22 protein-coding genes and 2 riboswitches are annotated in these 24,519 nt (G+C 38.6%); of the genes, 5 read left to right on the forward strand and 17 right to left on the reverse strand.

The window, feature by feature from the left end:
- Positions 1–12 precede the first annotated feature (12 nt).
- From purE to ACAN52_RS16730, 14 genes are all read right to left on the reverse strand, one after another.
- The gene (gene purE / locus ACAN52_RS16665; RefSeq protein ID WP_378956062.1) at positions 13–501 is read right to left on the reverse strand and encodes a 5-(carboxyamino)imidazole ribonucleotide mutase; all 489 of its coding nucleotides are present in this window, start codon (positions 499–501) and stop codon (positions 13–15) included.
- A 94-nt stretch (positions 502–595) separates the two neighbouring features.
- Positions 596–1,966, reverse strand: a complete 1,371-nt coding sequence (locus ACAN52_RS16670; protein ID WP_378956063.1) for an NCS2 family permease — start codon at positions 1,964–1,966, stop codon at positions 596–598.
- Between the two features lie 241 nt (positions 1,967–2,207).
- Positions 2,208–2,309: riboswitch (purine riboswitch) on the reverse strand.
- Between the two features lie 75 nt (positions 2,310–2,384).
- Positions 2,385–3,053: a TerC family protein gene (locus ACAN52_RS16675; RefSeq protein WP_378956065.1), complete on the reverse strand. Its 669-nt coding sequence runs from the start codon at positions 3,051–3,053 to the stop codon at positions 2,385–2,387.
- A 178-nt stretch (positions 3,054–3,231) separates the two neighbouring features.
- Positions 3,232–4,530 carry a phosphomethylpyrimidine synthase ThiC gene (gene thiC / locus ACAN52_RS16680; protein WP_378956066.1) on the reverse strand — a complete coding sequence of 433 codons (1,299 nt, stop codon included), beginning with the start codon at positions 4,528–4,530 and terminating at the stop codon, positions 3,232–3,234.
- A 2-nt stretch (positions 4,531–4,532) separates the two neighbouring features.
- Entirely contained in the window at positions 4,533–5,186 is a 654-nt protein-coding gene (thiE, locus tag ACAN52_RS16685; RefSeq protein WP_378956067.1) for a thiamine phosphate synthase, read from the reverse strand.
- A 5-nt stretch (positions 5,187–5,191) separates the two neighbouring features.
- On the reverse strand, positions 5,192–5,818 hold the full coding sequence (gene thiF, locus ACAN52_RS16690) for a sulfur carrier protein ThiS adenylyltransferase ThiF (protein ID WP_378956068.1): 627 nt from the start codon (positions 5,816–5,818) through the stop codon (positions 5,192–5,194).
- Positions 5,815–6,918, reverse strand: a complete 1,104-nt coding sequence (gene thiH / locus ACAN52_RS16695) for a 2-iminoacetate synthase ThiH (protein WP_378956069.1) — start codon at positions 6,916–6,918, stop codon at positions 5,815–5,817. The genes thiF and thiH overlap by 4 nt, the downstream gene beginning before the upstream one ends.
- A 10-nt stretch (positions 6,919–6,928) precedes the next feature.
- Positions 6,929–7,699 carry a thiazole synthase gene (locus tag ACAN52_RS16700; protein ID WP_378956070.1) on the reverse strand — a complete coding sequence of 257 codons (771 nt, stop codon included), beginning with the start codon at positions 7,697–7,699 and terminating at the stop codon, positions 6,929–6,931.
- A gap of 4 nt (positions 7,700–7,703) precedes the next feature.
- Positions 7,704–7,904 carry a sulfur carrier protein ThiS gene (gene thiS, locus ACAN52_RS16705; RefSeq protein ID WP_378956071.1) on the reverse strand — a complete coding sequence of 67 codons (201 nt, stop codon included), beginning with the start codon at positions 7,902–7,904 and terminating at the stop codon, positions 7,704–7,706.
- A 173-nt stretch (positions 7,905–8,077) separates the two neighbouring features.
- Positions 8,078–8,175: riboswitch (TPP riboswitch) on the reverse strand.
- Between the two features lie 51 nt (positions 8,176–8,226).
- Positions 8,227–8,928 (reverse strand): purine-nucleoside phosphorylase, encoded by a 702-nt coding sequence (gene deoD, locus ACAN52_RS16710; RefSeq protein WP_378956072.1) that lies wholly within the window; start codon positions 8,926–8,928, stop codon positions 8,227–8,229.
- Between the two features lie 100 nt (positions 8,929–9,028).
- Positions 9,029–9,598 carry a lytic transglycosylase domain-containing protein gene (locus ACAN52_RS16715; RefSeq protein ID WP_378956073.1) on the reverse strand — a complete coding sequence of 190 codons (570 nt, stop codon included), beginning with the start codon at positions 9,596–9,598 and terminating at the stop codon, positions 9,029–9,031.
- Between the two features lie 195 nt (positions 9,599–9,793).
- Positions 9,794–12,859, reverse strand: a complete 3,066-nt coding sequence (locus ACAN52_RS16720) for an efflux RND transporter permease subunit (protein WP_378956075.1) — start codon at positions 12,857–12,859, stop codon at positions 9,794–9,796.
- Positions 12,859–13,986 (reverse strand): efflux RND transporter periplasmic adaptor subunit, encoded by a 1,128-nt coding sequence (locus ACAN52_RS16725; RefSeq protein ID WP_378956076.1) that lies wholly within the window; start codon positions 13,984–13,986, stop codon positions 12,859–12,861. The genes ACAN52_RS16720 and ACAN52_RS16725 overlap by 1 nt, the downstream gene beginning before the upstream one ends.
- A gap of 223 nt (positions 13,987–14,209) precedes the next feature.
- Complete coding sequence (locus tag ACAN52_RS16730) at positions 14,210–15,259, reverse strand: AI-2E family transporter (RefSeq protein ID WP_378956077.1); 1,050 nt, start codon at positions 15,257–15,259, stop codon at positions 14,210–14,212.
- A gap of 548 nt (positions 15,260–15,807) precedes the next feature.
- Here ACAN52_RS16730 and aroF point away from each other — a divergent pair.
- From aroF to ACAN52_RS16755, 5 genes are read left to right on the forward strand one after another with little or no spacing between them, the layout of a single operon-like run.
- Complete coding sequence (gene aroF / locus ACAN52_RS16735; protein ID WP_378956078.1) at positions 15,808–16,821, forward strand: 3-deoxy-7-phosphoheptulonate synthase; 1,014 nt, start codon at positions 15,808–15,810, stop codon at positions 16,819–16,821.
- A gap of 38 nt (positions 16,822–16,859) precedes the next feature.
- Positions 16,860–17,921 (forward strand): 3-dehydroquinate synthase, encoded by a 1,062-nt coding sequence (gene aroB / locus ACAN52_RS16740; protein WP_378956079.1) that lies wholly within the window; start codon positions 16,860–16,862, stop codon positions 17,919–17,921.
- A gap of 15 nt (positions 17,922–17,936) precedes the next feature.
- Positions 17,937–19,211: a 3-phosphoshikimate 1-carboxyvinyltransferase gene (gene aroA, locus ACAN52_RS16745; RefSeq protein WP_378956080.1), complete on the forward strand. Its 1,275-nt coding sequence runs from the start codon at positions 17,937–17,939 to the stop codon at positions 19,209–19,211.
- A complete protein-coding gene (gene aroC, locus ACAN52_RS16750) occupies positions 19,192–20,259 on the forward strand; it encodes a chorismate synthase (RefSeq protein ID WP_378956081.1) in 1,068 nt (355 codons plus the stop codon). Before aroA ends, aroC begins: the two co-directional genes overlap by 20 nt.
- 28 nt (positions 20,260–20,287) lie before the next feature.
- Positions 20,288–20,812: a shikimate kinase gene (locus ACAN52_RS16755; RefSeq protein ID WP_378956082.1), complete on the forward strand. Its 525-nt coding sequence runs from the start codon at positions 20,288–20,290 to the stop codon at positions 20,810–20,812.
- Between the two features lie 32 nt (positions 20,813–20,844).
- On the opposite strand, the gene ACAN52_RS16760 is transcribed toward ACAN52_RS16755, so the two are convergent.
- The 3 genes from ACAN52_RS16760 to ACAN52_RS16770 form a co-directional block, all read right to left on the reverse strand.
- A complete protein-coding gene (locus ACAN52_RS16760; RefSeq protein ID WP_378956083.1) occupies positions 20,845–21,189 on the reverse strand; it encodes a hypothetical protein in 345 nt (114 codons plus the stop codon).
- A gap of 723 nt (positions 21,190–21,912) precedes the next feature.
- Positions 21,913–22,941, reverse strand: a complete 1,029-nt coding sequence (locus tag ACAN52_RS16765) for an NADH:flavin oxidoreductase (RefSeq protein WP_378956085.1) — start codon at positions 22,939–22,941, stop codon at positions 21,913–21,915.
- 187 nt (positions 22,942–23,128) lie between these two features.
- Complete coding sequence (locus ACAN52_RS16770) at positions 23,129–24,214, reverse strand: NADH:flavin oxidoreductase (RefSeq protein WP_378956086.1); 1,086 nt, start codon at positions 24,212–24,214, stop codon at positions 23,129–23,131.
- Positions 24,215–24,519 lie beyond the last annotated feature (305 nt).

Raw genomic sequence — 24,519 nt, forward strand, 5'->3', positions numbered from 1 at the left:
CATTAATTCTTCTTATGATAATTTGTTGGAAAGTCTAACTGCTTTTTCTTCAACTTCATTTGCCATTTGTTTGCGATAGTCGGCAAGCTTATCAACAAGTTGAATATGTTTTCCAGACATGATCTGCACGGCAAAAATACCTGCATTTTTAGCGCCATTGATCGCCATTGTAGCGACGGGAATACCCGCTGGCATCTGGACAATACTGAGTAGTGAGTCAAGACCATTGAGAGTTGTACTATTAATCGGGATACCAATCACAGGTAATGTCGTATAAGCTGCAATCACTCCACCTAGATGGGCCGCTGCTCCAGCAGCTGCAATAATTACTTCAATACCTCGCTGCCGAGCCTCTGAAGCAAAAACATGCACTTTATCAGGTGTGCGATGGGCTGATGCCACAACAACTTCAGTCTCAATGCCAAATTGAGTTAATACTTGAACTGCTGGTTCTACGAGAGGCCAGTCAGAATCACTTCCCATTATAATTGCAACTTTCATAAATCCTCCTGTCGTTTTTCTTTTTAGACAAACTATTAAATTTATTTTTTAGTAAACCCAGATATCTTCTTGATTGATATCTGGGTTTATGGGTTTACTCTGCAAGAAATACTAGGCGTATAATAACCAGAATAGCTAATATATATACAATCCAATGAACTTCACGACTACGACCAGTAATGATCTTCAAGAGTGGATATAATACCAATCCGAAAGAAATACCATTCGCAATACTATAAGTAAAAGGCATCATAACAATGGTCATAAACGCAGGCATAGCCTCAGTAAAATCAGTAAAATCAATATGACGCACACCTTCCATCATCAAGCAACCAACAATAATCAAGGCAGGAGCCGTCGCAGCATCAGGAATCAAACTTACAATCGGTGTAAAAAAGAGCGCTAGGACGAATAAAATACCACAAACAACTGCAGTTAAGCCTGTACGACCACCCGCTGCAACACCTGCTGCACTTTCAACAAAAGCAGTGATTGTACTTGTTCCAAGTACGGCACCAAGACTTACACCAGTAGCATCTACCAACATAGCCTTACCAATATTAGGAATTTTCCCATCCTTGTCCATTAAACCGGCTTTACTTGTTGTTCCAACCAAAGTTCCCATGGTATCAAATAATTCTACAAAGGTAAATGTAAAAACAATTGTCATCAACCCCATACCAATTGCGCCTGGGATATCAAGGGCAAAAAAAGCATTATTACTAAAATCAGGAATAGCAATAGGAACAAATCCCGCTGGAACTTTTACAATTCCCATCACAACACCAACAAGAGTGCTTGTAATAATACCAACCAACATCGAACCTTTTACATTCCGTGCAATTAAAACGCTGGTTAACAAAAGACCGAATAAAGCTAATAATACTTCTTTATCCGCAACTTTTCCCATTTCAATGATGGTTTCAAAATACATAGGTGTACCATTTCCATGTCCAGCAACAATTTTCTCGATTGTCGGTGGAATGAGAGATAAGCGAATACTCATAATCCCTGAAATCTTTAGACCAATGATTGTAATAAACATACCAATCCCAACTGTAATGGCATGTTTTAAAGAATGAGGCATACCTTCAACTAAAAGTTGACGTACTTTTGTCAGGGTTAAGAGTAAGAAAATAACACCGGAAATAAACACAGCTCCCAGAGCAACTTGCCAAGGGATTCCCATACCAATAACGACTGTAAAAGCATAAAAAGCATTGAGGCCCATACCAGGAGCTAAGGCAATAGGGTAATTTACAAATAACCCCATCATCATTGTAACAACTCCTGAACCAATCGCAGTCGCTAATAATACAGCATTCTTGTCCATACCTGCCGCACCAAGAATACTAGGATTTACAAATAAAATATATGCCATTGTCATAAATGTGGTAATACCAGCTGTTACCTCGGTCTGCACATTTGTATTCCGCTCACTTAGTTTAAAAAAACGATCTAACATTTATGTATCCCCTTTAATATAAAATATAATTGATCGGATCTTGATTTTATCCAGAAAAGCTAACCAACCACCACCCCCATTGTAAAACAATAACCCGGGCAGGGAGAATCGCATCGAGTAATGAGCGAAACCTCCCCGCCCGGGTTTTTATCCCATCGGTGTAACACTGTCATAGTGTCTGTACCACTTGGTCACAGACCATAATAAAGTAGACAGATTGTCTACTTACATCATGCGGAACCCTAGGTACACTTTCACTCGTAGTTAGACAATTTACGGTCGCCTTGTAGAAACGCTTGAGCCCTATTCTCAAAATTATACGAGTTATATTCTGTTACCACATTATTTTACAACATACACAAAAAGCTGTCAATAAAATATGAACATTATCTACTTTTTGTATTTTAACATTCGGATTTTATTTTTTTCTTTTTAATCTCTTATGAAAATTTACCATCCAGCTACCAGTAATTACAACAATGACTGCAAAAACACTCGGAACAACCATTTTTAACCAGTAATTTCTTTCAACAATCTGAATTATCTGATTGTCAGATATAACCATTTCTCCTGCAGTCCATCCTAAAAAAATTGATCCTACTACAATAAGAATAGGCCATTTTTGAATCAGTATGCCAATAAATTTGCTTCCCCATATAATCATAGGAATACTAATAATAAGTCCAATCACTAATAAACTTATATTTCCTTTTGCAATGCCAATAATGGCAATTACATTATCAAGACTCATGATAATATCGGCAATGATAATGGTTTTAATGGCATCCCATAAATTTTTTTTTGCTTCAATTTTTTCATGTTGATGATGATCAACAATTAATTTGATGGCAATCCATAATAACAATACACCTCCTAAAATTTGCAAATAAGGTATTTTAAGAATAAATACCGCAATAAAAGTTAAAATAATCCGCAATCCAATGGCACCAATACTACCAAACAGCATAGCAGACTGTTGTTGCTTGGGTCCCAATTTACGACTAGCCAGAGCGATCACTAAGGCATTATCACCACTAAGTAAAATATTAATCATTATAATACTCAATAAAGGTAATAAATACTCCATTTCGCAACCTTCCTTTTTTTAATTTCTGCATGTTAGTATTTGCGATTAAGAGAATCATCATGTAGATGATAGCAATATTTTTTCACCTTATTATCGTATGCCCCAAAAAAGAAAAAGTGCGGTTAAAAACCACACTTTTTGTAATCATGATTACAAGTTATATAAGGATCAGAAGGTTTTAAATATCTAAACCTTCCCCATTTAAAATTCGATTCATCGTTTTCATCGCACACATTTTACCGCACATTGTACATGTGTCTTCTTGCTCAGGCAATGATGATTCCCGATAAGATTTAGCTTTCTCAGGATCAATGGCCAGTTCAATCATCTTGTTAAAATCAATATCTGCGCGTGCTTTACTCATTTGATTATCCCAATTTCGCGCACCTTTAACTCCTTTAGCAATATCGGCAGCATGAGCCGCAATACGCGCTGCGATAATCCCTTCTTTCATGTCATCCAAGGTTGGTAAACGCAAATGTTCGGCAGGCGTCACATAACACAAAAAGTCTGCACCAGCAGAAGCAGCAATAGCTCCCCCAATTGCACTGGTAATATGATCATAGCCAGGTGCTACATCCGTTACCAATGGTCCTAATACATAAAAAGGTGCACCATGGCATAGACGTTTTTGCAACATAACATTTCCAGTGATTTCATTTAATGCCATATGTCCAGGTCCTTCAATCATAACTTGAACATTTTTTGCCCAAGCACGTTTTGTCAATTGACCAAGAACAATCAGTTCATGAATTTGAGATGCATCTGTCGAATCATTAATAGAACCTGGACGGCAAGCATCTCCGAGACTCAAGGTAACATCATGCTTAGCGCAGATATCAAGTACCCGATCATAATATTCATAAAAAGGATTTTCACTATTATTCAGTTCCATCCAAGCAAAGAGTAACGAACCGCCGCGGGATACAATATTGGTTAATCGTCTTTCTTCTTTTACCTTCGCAGCTGTTTCGCGGTTAAGACCAGAATGAATCGTCATGAAATCAACGCCATCTTCTGCATGTTTTTCCACAACAGCTAAAAATTCTTCAGCGGTAATATCTTTTAGTTCTTTATCTAAAAAACCCACAGCATCATACATGGGTACTGTACCGATCATGGCAGGTGACATTTCAATCAACCGACGACGAAATTCCCGCGTTTTTCCAAAACAGCTCAAATCCATAATCGCATCAGCTTTCATATCAATGGCTTTTTGGACTTTGCAAATTTCTTGCTCCACATCACAGCAATCTTCTGAAACACCAAGATTAACATTAATTTTTGTGCTCAATCCTTGACCTACTCCTGTAGCATCAAGAGATGTATGGTTTTTATTGGCTGGTATCGCAATTTTCCCTTGGGCAACAAGCTCCATTAAGAGAGCAACATCCATATCTTCTTTTTCTGCAACCCTCGCTATTTCCTTAGTAACAATTCCTTTTTTGGCTGCATCCATTTGTGTTGTATAATTCATCATCATTTCTCCTCAACTATACTATTTTTAATGACTTCTCTAATTTGGCTGATCCGCTCAGGGATATCACCAGCTGTCGTTATTTCTGTAATGATCGCAACACACTGCGCACCGCTCTTGATCACCTCGGGGATATTATTGAGTTTAATTCCACCAATGGCAACAAAAGGAATCGGTATGTTTTTTGCAACATAGTCTAAATACTCAAACCCTACAGGAGCACATACATCTTTCTTCGTAGCCGTTTTGAAAATAGGTCCTACTCCAATATAATCAGCCCCCGCTTGAACAGCCTGCTGGGCCTCTTCAGGACAATGAGTTGAAATACCGATAATCATCTGCTCTCCAACCAGTTCCCGTACTTTTTCAATCGGTAAATCATCTTGACCAATATGTACACCATCCGCCTGTACAATGATCGCCAAATCAATATCATCATTAACAATAAACGTGACACCGGCCTTCTTAGTCAGTTCTCTAATAATGCAACATTCACTGTATTTCACTTTCATTTTTTTGTCTTTTTCTCGGTATTGTATGATTTTCACGCCAGCAGCAATCATTTCTTTTACAACCTCAACGTTGCTACGCCCCATTGAAAGTTCTTCAGCTGTAATACAATATAACTCTGTATTAAAACGGTAATTTCTTTGCATATGGACTATTCTCCTTTCAATATATAATCTAAGATAATATTCGCTTGTTTTGCCGCAGCAATACTGACTCTGGGCGCACATGGCGGTAAGTCTTTTCCAACTGCTGACGACAAATCACCAATAATATATAAATTTTCTTTGATCTTATGGGTTTTTAATTCATCACTATTTGACCAGCCAGCAATTCCTGATGCAGATACAATCAGCTTATTCGAAGGTAGATAGTGTTCGACAATCATTTTTTTATAACGTGCCTGATCAAAAGCCTCGACAATCACATCACAATTCGCAAAAATCGTTTCCACATTATCTTCTTCAATTTTTTGTTGCCTAATGTCTAATTGTAAATTAGGATTAATGGCAAGCAAATTTTCCTGTAACGCCTGCACTTTCGGCAAACCGACCTGATTATAAAAATAAAACTGGCGGTTGAGATTCGAATACTCAATTTGATCAAAATCCACAATCACAAAATTAAGAAAACCACTGCGCACCAAGTTGACTGCACAATTAGAACCGAGACCACCAGCGCCAGCTATGCCAATGGTTGCTCTTTGTATTTTTCTTAGCTTTCCTTCACCGAAAGCACCCTGTAACGCTTCTTCAAATCGATTCGTAAGATGATTCATCATATTGCTTGCCAATCCTTAAATACTGGTTGGTATCCAAGTTGCAATATAGCTTCACACATTTGGGCAACACTTCGTTCATCCGATATTGCAAACTGACCTGAATTTTCTTGACTTTCCGTATGACCGCCAACTGCGGTATTGACCCCTGCAGACATTTTTGTGACTCCAAGTTTAATTGCATGATCACGAAACTGTGCATTTTCACGTGTAGAAAGAGTAATTCCAGCGCGCGGCATAAATAAACGAAAAGCTGTCATCATTTGTACCATATTTCTATCATTTACAGTAAGTCCAGTTTCACATTGCCCCATGGTCGGGCGTATGCGCGGCAAAGAAAGACTTACTTCCACATCTGAATATTTATTTTGAATATAATTGGTATGTAAGCCTACAAAAAAACCATCACGCCGCCACTGATCAAGACCAAGCAATGCACCAAGATTGACAGATCGCATCCCCGCCTGACAAGCCCGCTCCGGTGCGTCGAGACGATAACGATAATCTTTTTTAGGACCTGCTAAATGCAATTGATCATATAAAAGCGGATCATATGTTTCTTGAAACATTGTCATACTGTCGACTCCGGCATCGACCAATTCCTCGTATTCCGACTTATCCATAGCATATATTTCAATAGCGATGGCAGAGAAATATTTTTTCAAAATTTTAATACACTCTTTCATATAAGCAACGCCAGCAATCTTCGGAGCATCACCTGTCAAAAACAAAATATGTTTAAGCCCCGTAGCAGCAATACTTTGAGCTTCTTTTTCCACTTCTTCAAGAGTCAGTTTTTTCCGCGTAAAAGTGTTGGTTACATTAAAACCACAGTAAACACATTTATTTGTACAGTAGTCCGACAAATAGATTGGTGTAAATAAGAAAATGACACGTCCAAAATTTTGCCTAGTTAACTGATGAGCTTTTTGCGCCATCAATTCTAAATGTTCTTCAGCGGCAGGTGATAACAAAGCTAAAAAGTCCATGACTGTTAATCGATCTTTGCCAATAATCTTTACAACTTGATCCGATGTTGTACCTGTTAATACTGCATCGATATCATCATTGGAATATTGTACATATTCATCATAAAAACTCATAGTTTCCCCCTTAGTCATTTAAGAATCCAGTAAGAGGTGATGATGCACTCGCATATTGATGAGTTCCTCCTAGCCCAGCTAAATAAGCTTTGCGTCCTGCAATGACCGCCATACCAAAAGCTTCAGCCATGAGCCCTGGATTATTAGAACTCGCAATTGCAGTATTAAGCAAGCAAGCTGCCGCTCCCATTTCCATCGCTTCACAGGCATCCGAAGGTTTACCAATACCAGCATCAACAATGACAGGTAAGGATATTTCCTCAATTAATATTTTTAATAACTCTTTCGTTTTAAGACCGCGATTTGTACCAATTGGCGCACCAAGTGGCATCACTGCTGCTGCACCTACTTCAACAAGTTTCTTTGCAACCATCAAATCTGGACTGATATAAGGCAAAACCACAAATCCTTCTGCTGCCAAAACTTCAGTCGCTTTGATCGTTTCATAACCATCAGGCAGTAAGTACTTGTTATCGGATATCACCTCAATTTTAATCCAATTACCACATCCTGCTGCTTTAGCTAAACGTGCAATACGTATTGCTTCTTGCGCATTCCTAGCTCCAGATGTATTGGGTAATAATTGCATACCAGAGGGAATATGATTCATCACATTTCCAGTAGAAGAATTAAAATCAACCCGACGTAAGGCTACAGTAATGACTTCTGATCCAGATTTTTTTACTATTTCAGGAATCATCTCATCTGTAGAATATTTACCTGTACCAATGAATAATCGACTCTGCAAACTTTTCCCACCAATTATTAAGGCATCACTCATATCCTCAGCCTCCTCCAACAAAATTCAGTACTTCTAAACAATCATCATCTTTTAAAACAATAGCTGACCATTCTGTTTTTTTTACGATTTCCCCATTGTACTCAACAATAATTGTTTCTGGATTGAGTCCTTTGAGTTCTACAAATTCCGATAAAGATAAATTTCTTTCCAACATTTCTTGATTGCCATTCAATACAACTTGCAAATCTTTCACCTCACAAAATTCATGATTTAAGGAATTTTAAATAAGAGAAACGCTGACATGCCTTATCGATCTACAAAAAATAAAAATCTGATCCCGAGTATAACTTCACTATGATTTCTAATAGGAAAAAAAGCTTATCCACAGAGGATAAGCTTGTTCGCTCAATATAAAAAAAATATACAAAGCAGCTTCCCTACGATGGTATTAACCATGTCAGGTTCAAAGGGTCAGGAACATCCTTCTCAGCCATTAGGCCCCCCTAGCATCTTATTTAATTAGTTAAATCATAATTCATTTATCACAATTAGTAAAGCAGATTATTTTATTCAGACATTTCCAGGGCAATATTCATCATTTGCGTAAAAGTAGTCTGACGTTCATCTGCTGTAGTGGCTTCGCCAGTGACCAAACTATCACTCACGGTTAGAATGGTCAAGGCATTAATACCATGTTTCGCTGCTAATGTATAGAGTCCTACTGTTTCCATCTCAACAGCAAGAACACCAAAATCAGACCAACGTTTCCAATCCGTAGGATTATCATGATAAAAGGTATCTGTTGTGAAGATATTGCCAACCTTAACCTCAATACCTAGCTTTTGTGCTGTATGATAGGCTTTCTCCAAAAGCTGAAAACTTGCAGTAGGCGCATAAGTCATGCCTTCAAAACGTTGTAGATTGATATTAGAATCATGGGATGCAGACATCGCCATGATCACATCTTTTATTTTTACGTTTTCTTGCAATGAACCGCATGTACCAATTCGAATAATATTTTTCACATTATAACTAGTAATGAGTTCATGAGCATAAATGGATATTGATGGCACTCCCATACCCGATGCTTGAACTGAAATTCTTTTTCCTTTATAAAAACCAGTGTATCCGTACATGCCCCGCACTTCATTATAGCAAACAGCCTTCTGTAAAAATTTTTCTGCAATAAACTTTGCTCTTAGTGGATCTCCTGGCATTAATACCGTACTTGCGATATCACCTTGCTCAGCATTAATATGTATACTCATTGATTCAGCCTCCTCCATTTTGATTATGTAAATATTATATAGTCTTTACTAACTATTATACAACCAAATTCCTTATTTAGGTGTTTCTCATCTTATTTTCCTAATACCCCATTTCTTTTTGTAACTGACTATAATTTTGCGCTACACCATTTACATGATTTTTCGTTTCAGAATAAGGTGGAATTCCTTGATACTTTATAACAGATTCTGGTCCAGCATTATAGGCTGCTACTGCGTAGGTAGTCCCCCAGTCACCTGCTTGATTAAATCTAGCCAGTTGAACAGCTAAATATTTTATGCCACCTTCTATATTTTGTGCTGGATCAGCAGGATCGAATCCTAGCCCAGCAGCTGTTTCTGGTTGCAATTGAGCAATTCCAACTGCCCCAGTCCGAGAATAAGCAGCCATATTGAATCCTGATTCTTGTTGAAATAATGCTGTAACTAAAAGTGGGTCTAGTGCATATTGTCCTGAATAGTAAAGAATGGCTTGAGCAATCCAAGCCGACCACTCGGACCCCATCGGACTACGTTCTGCAATATGGTGATAAATAACTTGATAATACGAGTCATAAGAGTTGTTTGCTTTCCCACTAGCAAAGACAGTCACACTCATTACATTCAGTATAAATAATCCTACGATAAATAATATAGAAACTCTACGGGACATCTTTTTATCCTCCTTGGCGCAAACGACATCATATACATTTACAACTGATTATAAATGACTTCGCCAAACAATTCCTACAACCTGCTAACTAGTTGTATTTCTCACAATGATTAACTCTTGATTCAGCAGCAAAGACCTACAGATCGCATGCGCCGTCTGTAGGTCTTTGCTTTTTTATGAAACTGTATCTTTTCATCACTTACGTTTTTGTAATTGATTAATCATCAAGTATACAACTGGCACAACCACCAATGTGAGTATGGTGGACGTAATAAGGCCACCAACCAGCACTACCCCCATGGACTGACGAAGTTCAGCTCCTGCACCAATCCCTAATGCGATAGGCATCATTCCAAAAATCATTGCTGCAGTGGTCATTAAGATAGGGCGCAGCCGCACACTACCTGCTTCTATCAACGCTTCAGTGATTTCTTTACCCGTTTCCCTTAGCTGATTTGTATAATCTACTAATAGAATGGCATTTTTAGTCACCAATCCCATTAACATAATCACACCAATCAATGACATAATATTCATAGTTTGCCCAGAAATCAATAGGCCTAAAATAGCACCTACTAATGAAAATGGCAGGGATAACATAATGGTCAGAGGATGAATAAAGCTTTCAAATTGGGCAGCAAGTACCATATAAATTAAGATGACTGCCAATCCTAATGACTTTCCAATTTCCATAAAAGAATCTTGCATCGTTTGGGCTTGTCCAACAAATTTGTAAGAGTATCCGAGAGGCAAATTCATCCCTGACATAATTTCTTTCACCTTCGTAATAATATCACCTGATGATACCCCTACTACATTGGAATAAACGATCACTTCTCGTTGGCGCATATCTCGATCGATTTCAGTCGGTCCTGATGATAATTTAATCTCTGCAACGTCTCCCAATCTAATAAACTGTCCAGACTTTGCAGCAATCTGCAAATTAGCCACATCATCAATACTCTGCCGATGTTCAGACGCCAACCGTACCTTAATATTGTAATCTTTATCTCCAGCATTATATTTATTTCTAGTATTAATTCCTAGAAAAGCTGATTGAACTGTATTTGCCACTACGGTTGCATCAAGTCCCGCATCATTGACCCGTACAGAATTCAGTGTAATCTGCACTTCTGGAGATGACTGTTCACTTGATATATCAACATCAGCAGTACCGGGAATCTGTTTGATTTTTCCCGCTAGTTCCTGAGCTGTATGAGTCAACACTTCAAGATCAGGTCCCCGCAGAGCAAGTTGTACTGGCCTAGCATCACCACGCCCCATACCTTGACTATTTTGTACAGCAACTTTTAAGTCGCCAAAATTACGAAATTTTAATCTTAGCTCATCCATAATTTTATCCATTGATCGTGATCGTTGATCAGTAGCAACCAACTTTACACCGATCGTCGCTTTATTCCCTTGATTACCAGGCCCCACAGTCAATACAGCAGATTCCAATTCTGGTATCCCTGTTACCTCTTTCTCAATTGGGGCAACAAGCCTCTGCATTTTTTCAAAAGCTGTACCTGCTGGCGCTGTCATCATAATACTAAATTCCCCTGAATCATAGGTGGGTTGAAACTCAGTACCAATAAAGGGCAATAATAATCCATTGATAAGCAGGGAAGCTACTGCAATCACTACAATTTTTTTCGGTCGATGTAGTGCCCAGATTAAAACGTTTTTGTAGTTTTCCTGCACTACTAGAAAACCGTTCTCCCAATATTCCAAGAAAGTTTGTAGTATTTTGCGCCAACCGTGGAGTATCGGTTTATCATGTTCTGGTTTTTTTAGCCAGTAGGCTGATAATGTTGGCGTCAAAGTAAAAGCTACAAACAAGGAAAAAGTTACAGCAAAGGCTACTGTTAAACCAAATTGTTTGAAATATTGACCAACAATCCCGCCCATACTGCCCACAGGTACAAATACAGCTAAGATAGATAAAGTGGTAGCCATAACCGCCAAAGCAATTTCTGAAGTACCATCTCGCGCTGCCTCTAAAGCTGATTTACCAGCTTCCATGTGCCGATAAATATTTTCAATAACAACAATGGCATCATCAATTAAAATGCCGACAGCCAAACTAAGTCCCATCAAAGACATATTATTCAACGTGAAATGCATATTTTTTAATAAGAAAAACGTTGCAATCACTGAAGTCGGAATCGCAATCGCACCAATCATAGTCGCCCGAGTATTTTGCAAAAACAAAAAGGTGATGACAACAGCTAAAAACCCACCAAAAATCATAGACATCATAACATCGTCTACACTGCTTTTGATATACACTGCTGTATCACGAGTGACCGAAACTTTTATATCTGGCGGCAATAATTTTTGCACTTTGTCCATGGCACTTTTAGCACGCTCAGCTACATCTACCGTATTTGTCCCTGATTGTTTTTGTATAGCAACCATCACACTCGGCACTCCATTTGTACGCACTAAGGAACGCTGTTCAGCAAAGCTATCAACGATATCTCCTACATCACTCAGCTTAATCAAACGGCCATCCTGGTTAGCAATGATGAGATTTTTAATATCATCAACACTTTTATATTGCCCGATTGTCCGAACTGTTAACTGAGTTCCTTTTTCAGTGATATCTCCTCCAGGAGCATTCAAATTTTGATTATTGATACCATCAATAATTTGTTGCATGGTAATTTTATAAACTGCTAATTTCTTAGAATCTACCTGCACTTGGATCTCACGTTCTGTAGCACCTGTAATACTCACATCAGCAACGCCATCAATACGTTGCAATTCATCTTTTACTACATCAACAGCTAATTTTCTTATTTCTCCGGGACTTCGGGTATTTGACAGCATACTAAAATATAAAACAGGGGCAGCCCCCATATCAAACCGTTGAATGGTCGGTTCATCAATCTGATCAGGAAGTCTTTTACGGACAGTTGCCACTTTTTCTCGCACTTCATTTGCTGCAAGTTTAGGATCAGTCCCAAACTCAAATTCGATCGTTGTTTGAGAAACCCCTTCCTTTGTTACTGAAGTTAAATTTTTGATACCTGAAAGGGAACTTACGACATCCTCAATCGGTTTCGTTACCAAACTTTCCATTTCTTCCGGTGAAGCACCAGCATAACTAACAGATACATTGACAAGAGGAAAATCAACATCAGGATTAAGATCAATCCCCAGACTCGGATAGGCTCCTAAACCAAATACTACCAATAGCATAACCAGCATCGTTGTAAATACAGGACGTTTAATGAACGTTATAATCCCTCCCATTACTGTCCACCATCCTTCACTGCACTGACTTCAATGCCATCCTTTATTTTATTTTGTCCTTCCACTACAATACGTTCCCCTTGTTTTACCCCATCAAGAACTTCTGCTACACCACCACCAATAAACCCTAGCTTTAATACACGTTGCTGTACTTTATTGTCATCTCCAAGAACAAATACTGTTTTTTGATCCTCTCGCATAACCAAAGCACTTTCAGGAATAACCACTGCATTAGGATGTGGCTTAATCGGCACTCCTATTTTAGCAAACATCCCAGCCTTTAATAGACCTTGCTCATTGTCAATTGAAATTTCCGCTGTAAAAGTGCGGGCCGGTAAAGCTGCCACAGGGGAAATACGTACAATACTACCGCTAAATTCTTGCCCACTTAGGGCATCCACCTTAACTGTTACACTGGATCCCACTTTCAATTCTGCGACCTGAGCCTCACCGATCGTAGCCTTAGCTAATAAAGTAGATAAATCAGCTACTGTAATAATAGGAGCTCCGACTCGTGTAAAAGTTCCAGACTGTACATATCTTTTGGTCACTACACCGCCACGAGGCGTTACAACAGTCCCATTATTTAATTTTTCTTGCGCCTGCCTTACAGTTCCCTCTGCAGCCCGCACTTGTCCACTTGCTGCATCTCGTTTTGTTCTCGCATTATCAAGAAGCTGTGCCGATACTGCACCTTGAGAAGCTAAAGCACTATATCGATTATAGTCTAACTCTGCCTGTTCCAAACTAGACTGAGCGACAGATAGATTCCCCTGAGCTTGTAACACTTGTGCTGATAACTCATTCGTATCGAGTGTCGCTACGACAGCACCAGCCTCAACACGATCGCCCTCTGCTACCTGAAGAGTATCGATCCGGCTATCAACTTTGGCGGAAATATCCGTACTCCATACTGGTTCTAACCCCGCTGAAAATTCGGCTACTGGTATCATATCACGCACTTCTACTGTAGCAACCTGAACAGCAACGCCTTTACTTTGAGACATTTTAGCAGTTCGTTCTTTGCTTACAGATAGATTTTGATAGATTCGGTATCCAATAATACTTGAAAATACAACCATGACCATAATTACAATGGAAAGTTTCTTGCGTTTTTGTAGAAGCATCAAACTCTCACCTTTCTTACTAAAAATGATATAATCAAAATGACTATATAGTCATTTTGATTATATCATTTTAGTTTGCTTTTTGATATATTTTTTCATATTTAAAGTATATCAAAATAAAAACAATCGTGTATCACACAATTATACTTTCTGATTTCGCAAAAAAATAGGATCTACTACTTTTTTAAAGCAATAGATCCTATCGATATGAACTTCAAAATGATTAGCAGACTCTATCACCCTTTTCTTGCCCTAGCAAATGCAGTAACCAGACTCGCCCCACCGCTACAGTAGGTACCGCAAACAACATACCAGTAACTCCAAACAGATGACCAAATAATAAAATGGCAACCATAATAAATAAAGGATGTACCTTAATCGCCTTACCAACTACCTTAGGATAGATAATATTATGATTTACTTTTAATAAAATCACATAAAATAACAATACCTTTAACGCCAATAAGGGGGAATAAGATAAGGCTACCAAAGTGCCAGGTACAGTTGCAATCACGGTGCCAATAACAGGCACAAATTCTGACAGCGCAGATACGACCGCCAAAATATGTGCATAAGGTAAACCGAAAATGGACATTCCTATAAATACCACAATACCTGAAACGAGAGAAATGAGCATTTGTCCTCTGATATAACTGCCAAGCACTCTGCCAACATCACCTAAAAAAGGGGAAATCTTTCCGACCTGCACTGGTGATAAAAACTTCCCGATGGAAGTCGCAATTCTTCTCCCATCTTTTAATAAATAAAAAGTTAAAAAAGGCACTGCAATCATTTCAGCGACTCCAGAAAAAGTACGGATGAGAGGGACAATGGATTCTTTAACAATATCCACGCCAAAAACAACAGCATCATGTAGAACTTGATTGCCATAATCCATGAATTCTGGCGGCAGACCACGTAATAAAGCCGAAGAATCAAATTGAGCGACAACCGCTGGAAATTCTCTTACAAACCCTGCTAAATCTGGAAGAATAGTATGAAAAAATAAACTGGCTACCACGACTAAGATACCAAAAAAAGCAAATAAAACGAGCAAGACTGCTACGCTATGTGATACACAGCGAGAAACTCTAAAGACCGCTGGATCAAGCAGAATGAATAATAAGGCTGTAATAAACAAAAGAATCAATAAAGACTTAGCAAATATATACAAAATCGATACAATCATTATAAAAATAGTAAATAAAATAAAAATTGGATCTTTCCACACACTTTGTGTTTTTATACCTAGACGATCAATATCATTTATCACGGCAATGGCCCCCTCATATTTCGATCACTATAACCCTTTCGACTTTATGATTCAACTATCCTGTTTTCATCACCTATAGTAATGATTTTATATTTAATCTCCATCCAAATCAACAAAAAGGATCTGTTTTTACTCACTGCACACAAGACCGACTCCAGGAAACATAATTAACATTTATATTCTTTTACAACCTTTTTTCAACTATCCCTTGACATACTTTATCTGTTTGTTATAATAGAGAGCAAATGACAAAAAATTTATCACTTGTTTTGATTGGAGGACGTTTTCATGTTAACACCTATGCATAAAGTAATGAGACAACAATATTTTTACTTTTTTAGTTGGAGCTACTTTTTTAGCTTTGACTATTTTTGCTGGGCAAATTTCATGAAACAATTTTCCAATGAGTATCTTGATGCGATCGTATTGCTAGACTGAAACTGGCAACTACATATTTTTCGCAAGCATCTTGACAAGACTCAATGGAGTCTTATTTTTTTTACTATCATCTAGAAAATTTTCCCACAAAAAAAGAGGAGGTTTTATTTATGGTTATCGTATTACATCCAACAGCAACACAAGAAAATCTTGAGGAAATCATACGTATTCTAGAAAATAACGACTGTAAAGCATGTCCAACTTATGGTGAATTTCAAATTATTATTGGTGTTATCGGCAATACACAACAAATTGATCGTGACAGATTGCTAAATAAAAAATATGTAGATAAAATTTTATCTGTACAACAACCTTACAAAAAAGCAAATCGTATGTTTCATCCTGAAAACAGCCTAATTCAAGTAGGAAACCAAATCATCGGTGGTACACAACTTACAATGATCGCCGGTCCATGTTCTGTAGAAAGTGAAGAACAAATTCTTGATATCGCGAAAAAAGTGAAAGCCTCTGGTGCCGGTTTCTTACGTGGCGGCGCTTATAAACCTCGTACATCACCTTATGCTTTTCAAGGTATGGAAGAAGAAGGACTTGAACTGCTGAAACTTGCGAGAAAAGAAACTGGATTACCAATCGTCTCGGAACTCATGTCAATCACTAAAATTGATAAATTCGTTGATGATGTAGATATTATTCAAGTCGGCGCACGTAACATGCAAAATTTTGACTTACTTAAAGCTCTCGGTCAAACAAATAAGCCTATTTTGCTAAAACGCGGACTCAGTGCTACTTTTGAAGAGCTTCTCATGTCAGCAGAATATATCATGGCTGGCGGCAACGACAATGTAATTTTGTGCGAACGCGGAATTCGTACCTTTGAAACTTACACACGTAATACCCTTGATCTAAGTGCAGTACTTGCTCTTAAAAGACTGAGCCACTTACCAATCATCATTGATCCTAGTCATGCAGCTGGAAAATGGTGGATGGTAGAGGCACTTTCCAAAGCAGCTATCGCTGTCGGAGCCGATGGACTCATCATTGAAGTACACAATGACCCAGACAACGCCGTTTGTGATGGTAAACAATCCATTACGACAGAACGTTTCGCAGCTTTAATGGAACCTTTACGCTTAATTGCTCAAATTGATAACCGAAACTTCTAAAGAAAAGCCTTTTGTTTAGAATGAAGGAGGAATTTTCAGTGCAAACCCTGTCGATTAATCTTCCACAAAAACAATATTCTATTATGATAAAAAAAGATTTATTGCCTACAATTGCAAAGCACATCTCCATGAACCATAGCAACAAAAAAATTGCTGTCGTCACTGATGAACATGTTGATGCACTCTACGGAAATATTTTAATGGATAGCCTTTCCCAGCAAGGTTTTCTTGTAACCAAAATCGTCGTTCCTCCTGGGGAAAAAAGCAAATCTATGACCATGCTAGAGTATTTATATGGTCAATTTCTAGACTTTAAAATATCTCGCTCTGACCTCATTATCGCCTTTGGCGGTGGTGTGGTCGGGGACTTAGTTGGTTTTGCTGCTTCAACTTTCCTACGCGGAGTACCTTATATACAAATTCCAACGACATTACTAGCACAAATCGATAGTAGTATCGGCGGAAAAGTTGCCGTCAATCTACCAAATGGCAAAAATTTGATTGGTACCTTTTATCACCCTGACGCAGTCTATATCGATCCTAAACTTCTCGAAACATTACCAATTAGAGTTCTGCGTGATGGTATTGCCGAAGTCATCAAATATAGTGGAATTAGCGAAACATCTCTCTTTGAAGACCTCAGTCGTTATCGTGACGAACAAGAATTACTTGAAAATATCCACTCAGTAATTGCTACTTGCTGCGAAATTAAACAATCTTTCGTTGAGAAAGATGAAAAAGATACTGGATTACGAATGACACTCAATTTTGGTCATACCATTGGTCACGCAATCGAAAATTATTTTAATTACGAAACATATACCCACGGCGAAGCCGTTGCTATCGGCATGGCACGCATCACAACGCGAAGCGAAGCGTTAGGCATTACCAAACCTGGCACAAGCGAGGCCCTGATTGGGCTCATCGAAAAATACGGCCTGCCCACTACGGCAACGGATTATAATCAAAAAGCATTATTAGAATCAATGACCTTAGATAAGAAAAATTCCACAAGTGGTCTACATCTTATTTTACTAGCCCACATAGGAAAAAGCCTTATTCAAAAAGTTAAACCCGATGAAATACATCTTTATTTATAATCAGGAGGTTATTTTATGAGTGACATGCATATTGCCCCATCTAGTCTAGCTGGAACCGTTCGTGTCCCAAGTTCCAAAAGCGTTTGCCATCGTGCTGTTATCTGCGCTGGACTAGCTGAAGGAACGTCAAAAATTACTGGTGTTTTATTATCTGATGATATCATTGCCACCATGAAGGCCATGGAAGCTTTAGGAGCCGTCATTCATCAAGAAAATGATACTTTGATCATCACAGGAACCAATTGCATACAATCAACGCCTCTAGAAATTGCTTGTAATGAATCGGGTTCTACACTCCGCTTTTTGATTCCCCTTGGACTTAATAACCAGACCATGACCTTTACCGGTAAAGGTCAGCTTGTAGAGCGACCTCTTCATGATTACTTTAATATTTTTGATAAACAGCAGATTGCATACCAAACTACGGATGGACATCTCCCCCTCTCAGTAACGGGCGCATTGAAACCCGGCGAATTTCGGTTGCGAGGAGATGTAAGTTCCCAGTTTGTTTCTGGTCTGCTGTTTGCTTTACCGCGCTTACCTGGTGATTCATCGATTATCATCACAACAGAAATGGAATCAAAAGGTTATATTGATTTGACCCTATCTATGCTCAAACGATTTGGCATTAAAATTATTAACAACAACTACCGCGAATTCATCGTACCAGGTAATCAAAAATATCAAAGCACAGACTATTGCGTCGAAGGTGACTATTCACAAGTTGCTTTTTGGCTGGTGGCCGGAACATTGGGCAATCCTGTTCGCTGTACAGGACTCGACCCCCATTCCCTCCAAGGCGATAAAGTCATTATTGACTTAATTGAGCAAATGGGAGGGAAATTAAAAATAGAAACTGATTCCATTACGGCTTCCCCTGCGATCACAAAAAGCATCGTAATTGATGCCTCTCAATGTCCTGATCTTGTTCCAATCCTCACAGTATTAGCAGCCGTTAGCGATGGAACAACTCAAATCATCCGCGCTGGCAGACTTCGCATCAAGGAATGTGACCGACTCAAAGCAATTGCACAAGAATTAAACAAATTGGGTGCTGATATTCAAGAGAATGAAGATTCATTAACCATCAATGGACGCCCTTGTCTGACTGGCGGCGTTGTTCATAGTTGGCACGATCACCGCATTGCTATGGCCCTTGCTATTGCTTCTGTCGCATGCCAAACACCTGTTACTATCAAACACAGTGAATGTGTAAGTAAATCCTATCCTGACTTCTGGCAAGATTTCCATATGTTGGGAGGAAAAAATAATGAGCGCCACGTGGGGTAATAAAATTCGCTATACGATTTTTGGCGAAAGCCATGGTAAAGGAATTGGCATCACCATCGATGGTTTGCCACCCGGCCTTGAAATTGACTTAGCAGAAGTAACCCGCGAGATGGAGCGCCGCGCACCTGGAAAAAGTCCACTTGCAACAGCCCGTAATGAAAAAGATCGATTTACCATTTGGAGCGGCTTTATTAATGGTAAAACCACTGGTACTCCCTTATGCGCCATAATTGAAAATCAAGATCAAAAATCAGCAGACTACGACTCTTTAGCGCAAAAATTCCGCCCTGGTCATGCCGATTATTCCGGTTTTATAAAGTATAAGGGTTTTAACGATATTCGAGGCGGTGGCCATTTTTCAGGCAGATTAACGGCCCCTCTCGTTTTTGCTGGCGCCATTGCTAAACAGTTTCTCTGGCAAAAAAATATCCAGATTGGCGCACACATCCAACGTATTGCCTCAATCTCTGAACCCAAATTTAATCCTCTACAAATTGAAGAAGAGGTTTTAAAGGAACTAAGCAGCCGAACTTTCCCCGTGATTGATTCTGCAATAGGTCAACAAATGCAAGAATGTATTTTATCAGCAAAATCATCCGGAGATTCTGTGGGCGGTATTATCGAAGGAATAGCGATCAATCTACCCGCTGGTTATGGAGACCCTTTCTTTGATTCTGTAGAAAGCACATTATCTCATCTGTTATTTTCCATCCCTGCAATTAAAGGCGTAGAATTCGGTGATGGTTTTTCAATGGCTGAGATGCGTGGCAGTATGGCAAATGATGCGATGTCTAACGAAAATGGAATCATCAAAACCACCACCAATCACAATGGCGGCATCTTGGGTGGAATCACGAATGGTATGCCTCTCATTTTTCGCGTTGCCGTAAAACCAACTCCATCCATTCACATTGAACAACAGACTGTGAATGCGAAAGGAGAAAATGTTTCTCTCGTGGTTGGCGGTCGTCATGATCCATGTATTGTCCAAAGGGCTGTCCCCGTTGTCGAAGCTGTTACAGCGATGGCAATTTTAGATATACTGTGAACAATCTTTATTAGGGAGGTATATTCATTTGGAGATCAACACTAATAATATTGTTCTCATCGGTATGCCTGGCTGTGGAAAATCATCCATTGGCTTACTTATCGGTCAACTCTTAAATCTTCCTTTTTATGACTTAGACAGTTATATCGAAGAAACAGAACAAACAAATATCACCGCTCTTTTTCAACGAGGGGAAGATTATTTTCGACAAATCGAAACCAAGGCCGTTCGAGACATTTACCATAAAACATCAATCGTCATTTCTACTGGTGGCGGCATTGTGACTCGCGATGAAAATATGACCTTACTGCGCCAAACAGGCACTATATTTTATATTGATCGTCCAATAGAAATGATTTTAAACTCTTCTGACTTAACAACGCGCCCACTACTGGCCGACAATAGTCATAAAATATATACTCTTTATAATGAGCGAAAACACCTTTATGAAGAATATTGTCATTTTTCGATTGTTAATGACCAATCTCTTGAGATAGCGGCTGAAAAAATTATTAACATAATTAAAAGCACAAACCAAAACACCGTCACATAATGTGACGGTGTTTTATCAATTTTACATCTATTTTATCGAGCAATTTTCAATTGATTAATTTCTAGCTCATGTTGGATCGAGTCAGCTGAAAGTTTACGCAGCCAATCAGTATGTAATTGTTGAGTGGCAACTACTTTATCAATATCATCTTTGGTTGCCATTCTTTGTAATATAATTTTTATATCTTCTTGCTGTTCTTTATAAAGCATATCAACTTTATTTTCAAGACGAATAAAATCCTCTTTAAGTATAGCAACGTCATCTTTTAAAGCAGTTAAATCTGTACGCATTCCATCAATTGTCGAATTATTATTTGCGGCCATACCAATTAATTGTTCCATCATTTTTTCCATACGATCTAATCGTATATCAGTCATGCCCGTCCCTCTTTTCTGTACATAATAACAGAGGCAACCCCTAGTGGATCTATTATACCCCAATTGATCACCATAAATAAAGAGGTATTATTTAACATTACATTAAATAAATACCTCTTTTATGTAATGAAAAACACCGTCACATAAGTGGCGGTGTTTCCTATTTAAGTCAGATTTTGTCGTGGCGCAGTGCCATTTATTGCCCAAAAGGCATTTTCCTTTATTCTCCCTGGCTTTGCCAGGTATGCCCGCCACTCCATGGTGAGCGCCTTTTTTAGCAAGCAGAAATTCCTGTATTTACGTGGGTTGAGGATAAAAAACGACCTTGCATAAGCTTCGAAAAGCTTTAATGCAAGGTCATTTTTTCTATGTCGGCAGGTTAAGCCATTTTGCCTTTGGGAGGATAAATGGCAGTGCCCCACGACATAGTATCCTCGACCTTTGTAACTTTCTGATTAGATTTCGGATCACTGCTACACAGTCGTTCTCATTGCTGCCGCCCAGCAGCCTAGAGATTGCGGCAAATTTTTCCGGCGAATAAGAAATGGCTTTCTCATAGATTACCGGAGTCAGTGTTGCCAGTCCTCTGACAAGATGCTCCATCGCGTAGGGTGCGGCTACACCAGCGTTGTTCACCCCCCCCCCCGAGGGTACTGCCCCATCTAATCGTCTCCCACACTTTCATTAGCCCTTATCTGTTGTTCATAAACTTATCTTCTTATTTTAGTTAAGAATACATCTCTTTTTCCCAACCGTAAAGCACTTATTGCAACTTACACATCTTGCTTTTTCCTGACCATTTTTTAGTCTGGTAATCAAATCAGGTTCGCTTATAAGTGGTCTGCTTATAGAGATCATATCCACACCAGCTTCCAACACTGCCTCCATATCCTCGAAATTTCGTATACCGCCAACTACTATTATAGGGATGTCTGTATTCCCTTTGATATTCATTGCGCTTTCAACAAAATAATTGTGATCCGAGTATTTCATATGTATGAAATTAGACCCGCTAAATTCAACAGCTTCGACACCCAATCTCTTAAACTCAGGTATCATTTTCTTCAAGTCACTCGTATATTGTTCATTTTCTTCAGCGGCATTTGAATTCACCTTGACAAAAATCGGATAATCAGCTCCACATTTGTTTTTGATCTCTTGGATTATCTTTTTGACAATTAAAAATCTGCCTTCATAGGTTTCACCATATTTATCGGTTCTCTTGTTAAATGATGGTGTTAAAAACTCACATAGAAGGTAGTCGTGAGCACAATGAATTTCAACACCATCCATCCCTGATAATTTTGCACGATAAGCAGCATCTATGAAATCTTCAATCACAGACTCAATTTCATTCACCCGCATCTCTCGGGCTTGTTTACCTTCCTCAAGTTCAATAACTGATGGTCCAACTTTATTATCCTCCGGATAGGCTTTGGCGCCTGCATGATTGAGTTGTGCAATCACTTTAGTACCGTATGGTCGAACTCTTGAAATGATTTTACTTGCTCGTTCGATTTGATAATCTTCAGCAAGTTCATTAGAACCGGGTCTTACAATCCCTTTTGGGGATACAAAAAATTGTCCCGCGACGATTAGTCCAATATCATTACTCGCCAGTTCTTCAAACATATCTAGTTCTTCATCGCTAATCGTACCATCGATGTTCCCTAACATGCTATGTGTCGCTGATCTTACAATTCTGTTTTTAATCGTTAGATTTTTAAATTTCATTTCCTCAAATACTTTCATTTTTCTTCCTCCATTTTTATAAATTATCAATAAGTTTGATTTTTTTACATCATAGCTTTCTTGTTAATGAATTATTATTATTAATCACCATCAGCCAAATTACTTATGACATACCAAGTACTGTATATGCCAGAGATAGATCATTTCTATCGGTAATAAAATATGACATTATTTTGGTAACATGTTTTTATTGGCGGTTAAAAATACAGCTCGTTCCGCCAGGATTAAAGCACTTATTGCAAGAAATACATTTTGATGGTGTAAGGTCTCCACCCTGCCAACGGTTAATTAAATTGCTTTCACGTATTAACGGGCGACAAAGACTAACATATTCAATTGAAGTCTCATGTAAAAGATCCGTCAATGCTGCAAAATCATGGTTACCACCTACTGAAATCACTGGAACATTAATTTCTTTGGCCACTTCTGCAGCATACTGTTTAAAGTATGGTTCTTGGCCAGTTGTTATGGTTCTTGCCACCCCCTCATTAGGCCTCGATGATCGACTACCACCACTAATCTCAATAGCATTTATCCCTAATTCTGCTAACTTTTGGCATACGTATTTGCATTCTGCAAAAGTCATACCTTGATCCATAAAATCTTCACTATTTATTTTAATTAAGATGGGATATTCCAAACCAACCTTTGCTCGTATTGCCTCATATGTTTCCAAAACCATTCTTGATCGGCACTCAATGCTACCGCCATATCCATCTGTTCTGCAATTATAATAAGGCGATAAAAATTTATTCAATAGATAGCCATGAGCTGCATGCATTTCCACACCATCAAACCCTGCTACTTTGGCTCTAAGCGCTGCATCGGCGAAAGCTGTCTGAAGGAGGAAAATTTCTGACAACGTCATTTCCTGTGGGGTTGTCTTATATCCCAGATCTTCGATGGCGCTAGGCCCCCACATGACCTTTCCCCCATTTTCATTGGGAAATGTTTGAGAGCCAAGAGAGGCAATTTGAAGGATAATATTGGCATTATATTGATGAACCATTGCGGTCATCTTTTTATATTCGTTAATAAATGAATCATCGTAGATGCCCATCTGACCTGGAGAGGGTTGCTCTAAATCACTAATATAAGTCATACCCGTGATAATGGTCCCAACTCCCCCCTTTGCCAAATTTTCATATACCTCAAATAACTCCTTTGTCATGTGTCCGCGTTCATCTGCCACCCCATCAACGGTGGCAGAACGAATCAATCTGTTTTTCAGTTTTATGCCGGCAAACTGTGTCTGGTCAAATAAATTTTTCATTAAATTTCACTCCCATTTGTTTATACGGACATTCCCCACAAATCCCTCAGTCTCACTTCCATGAGAACTAGAATAAAAGCCAATATCGCACTAATCACACCTTACCCAAGGACTAATCATACAGTCATTAAACCGCATGATTACTAAGTTCTTCATTACATTCTACTCATAACCTCATTTTCATATTTTATATTGAGATCACTCTATCAATATTAAGCACTTCTAAACAAGTGACTACTAATGTCGACTATTTGGACTTTGTAGCTCTACTGTTCTTTATGGTTAAGCCATCAATCTCTTTTTAA

Origin of the sequence: Pelosinus sp. sgz500959, assembly GCF_042610375.1 — a bacterium.
Classification (GTDB): Bacteria; Bacillota; Negativicutes; order DSM-13327; family DSM-13327; genus CTSoil-075.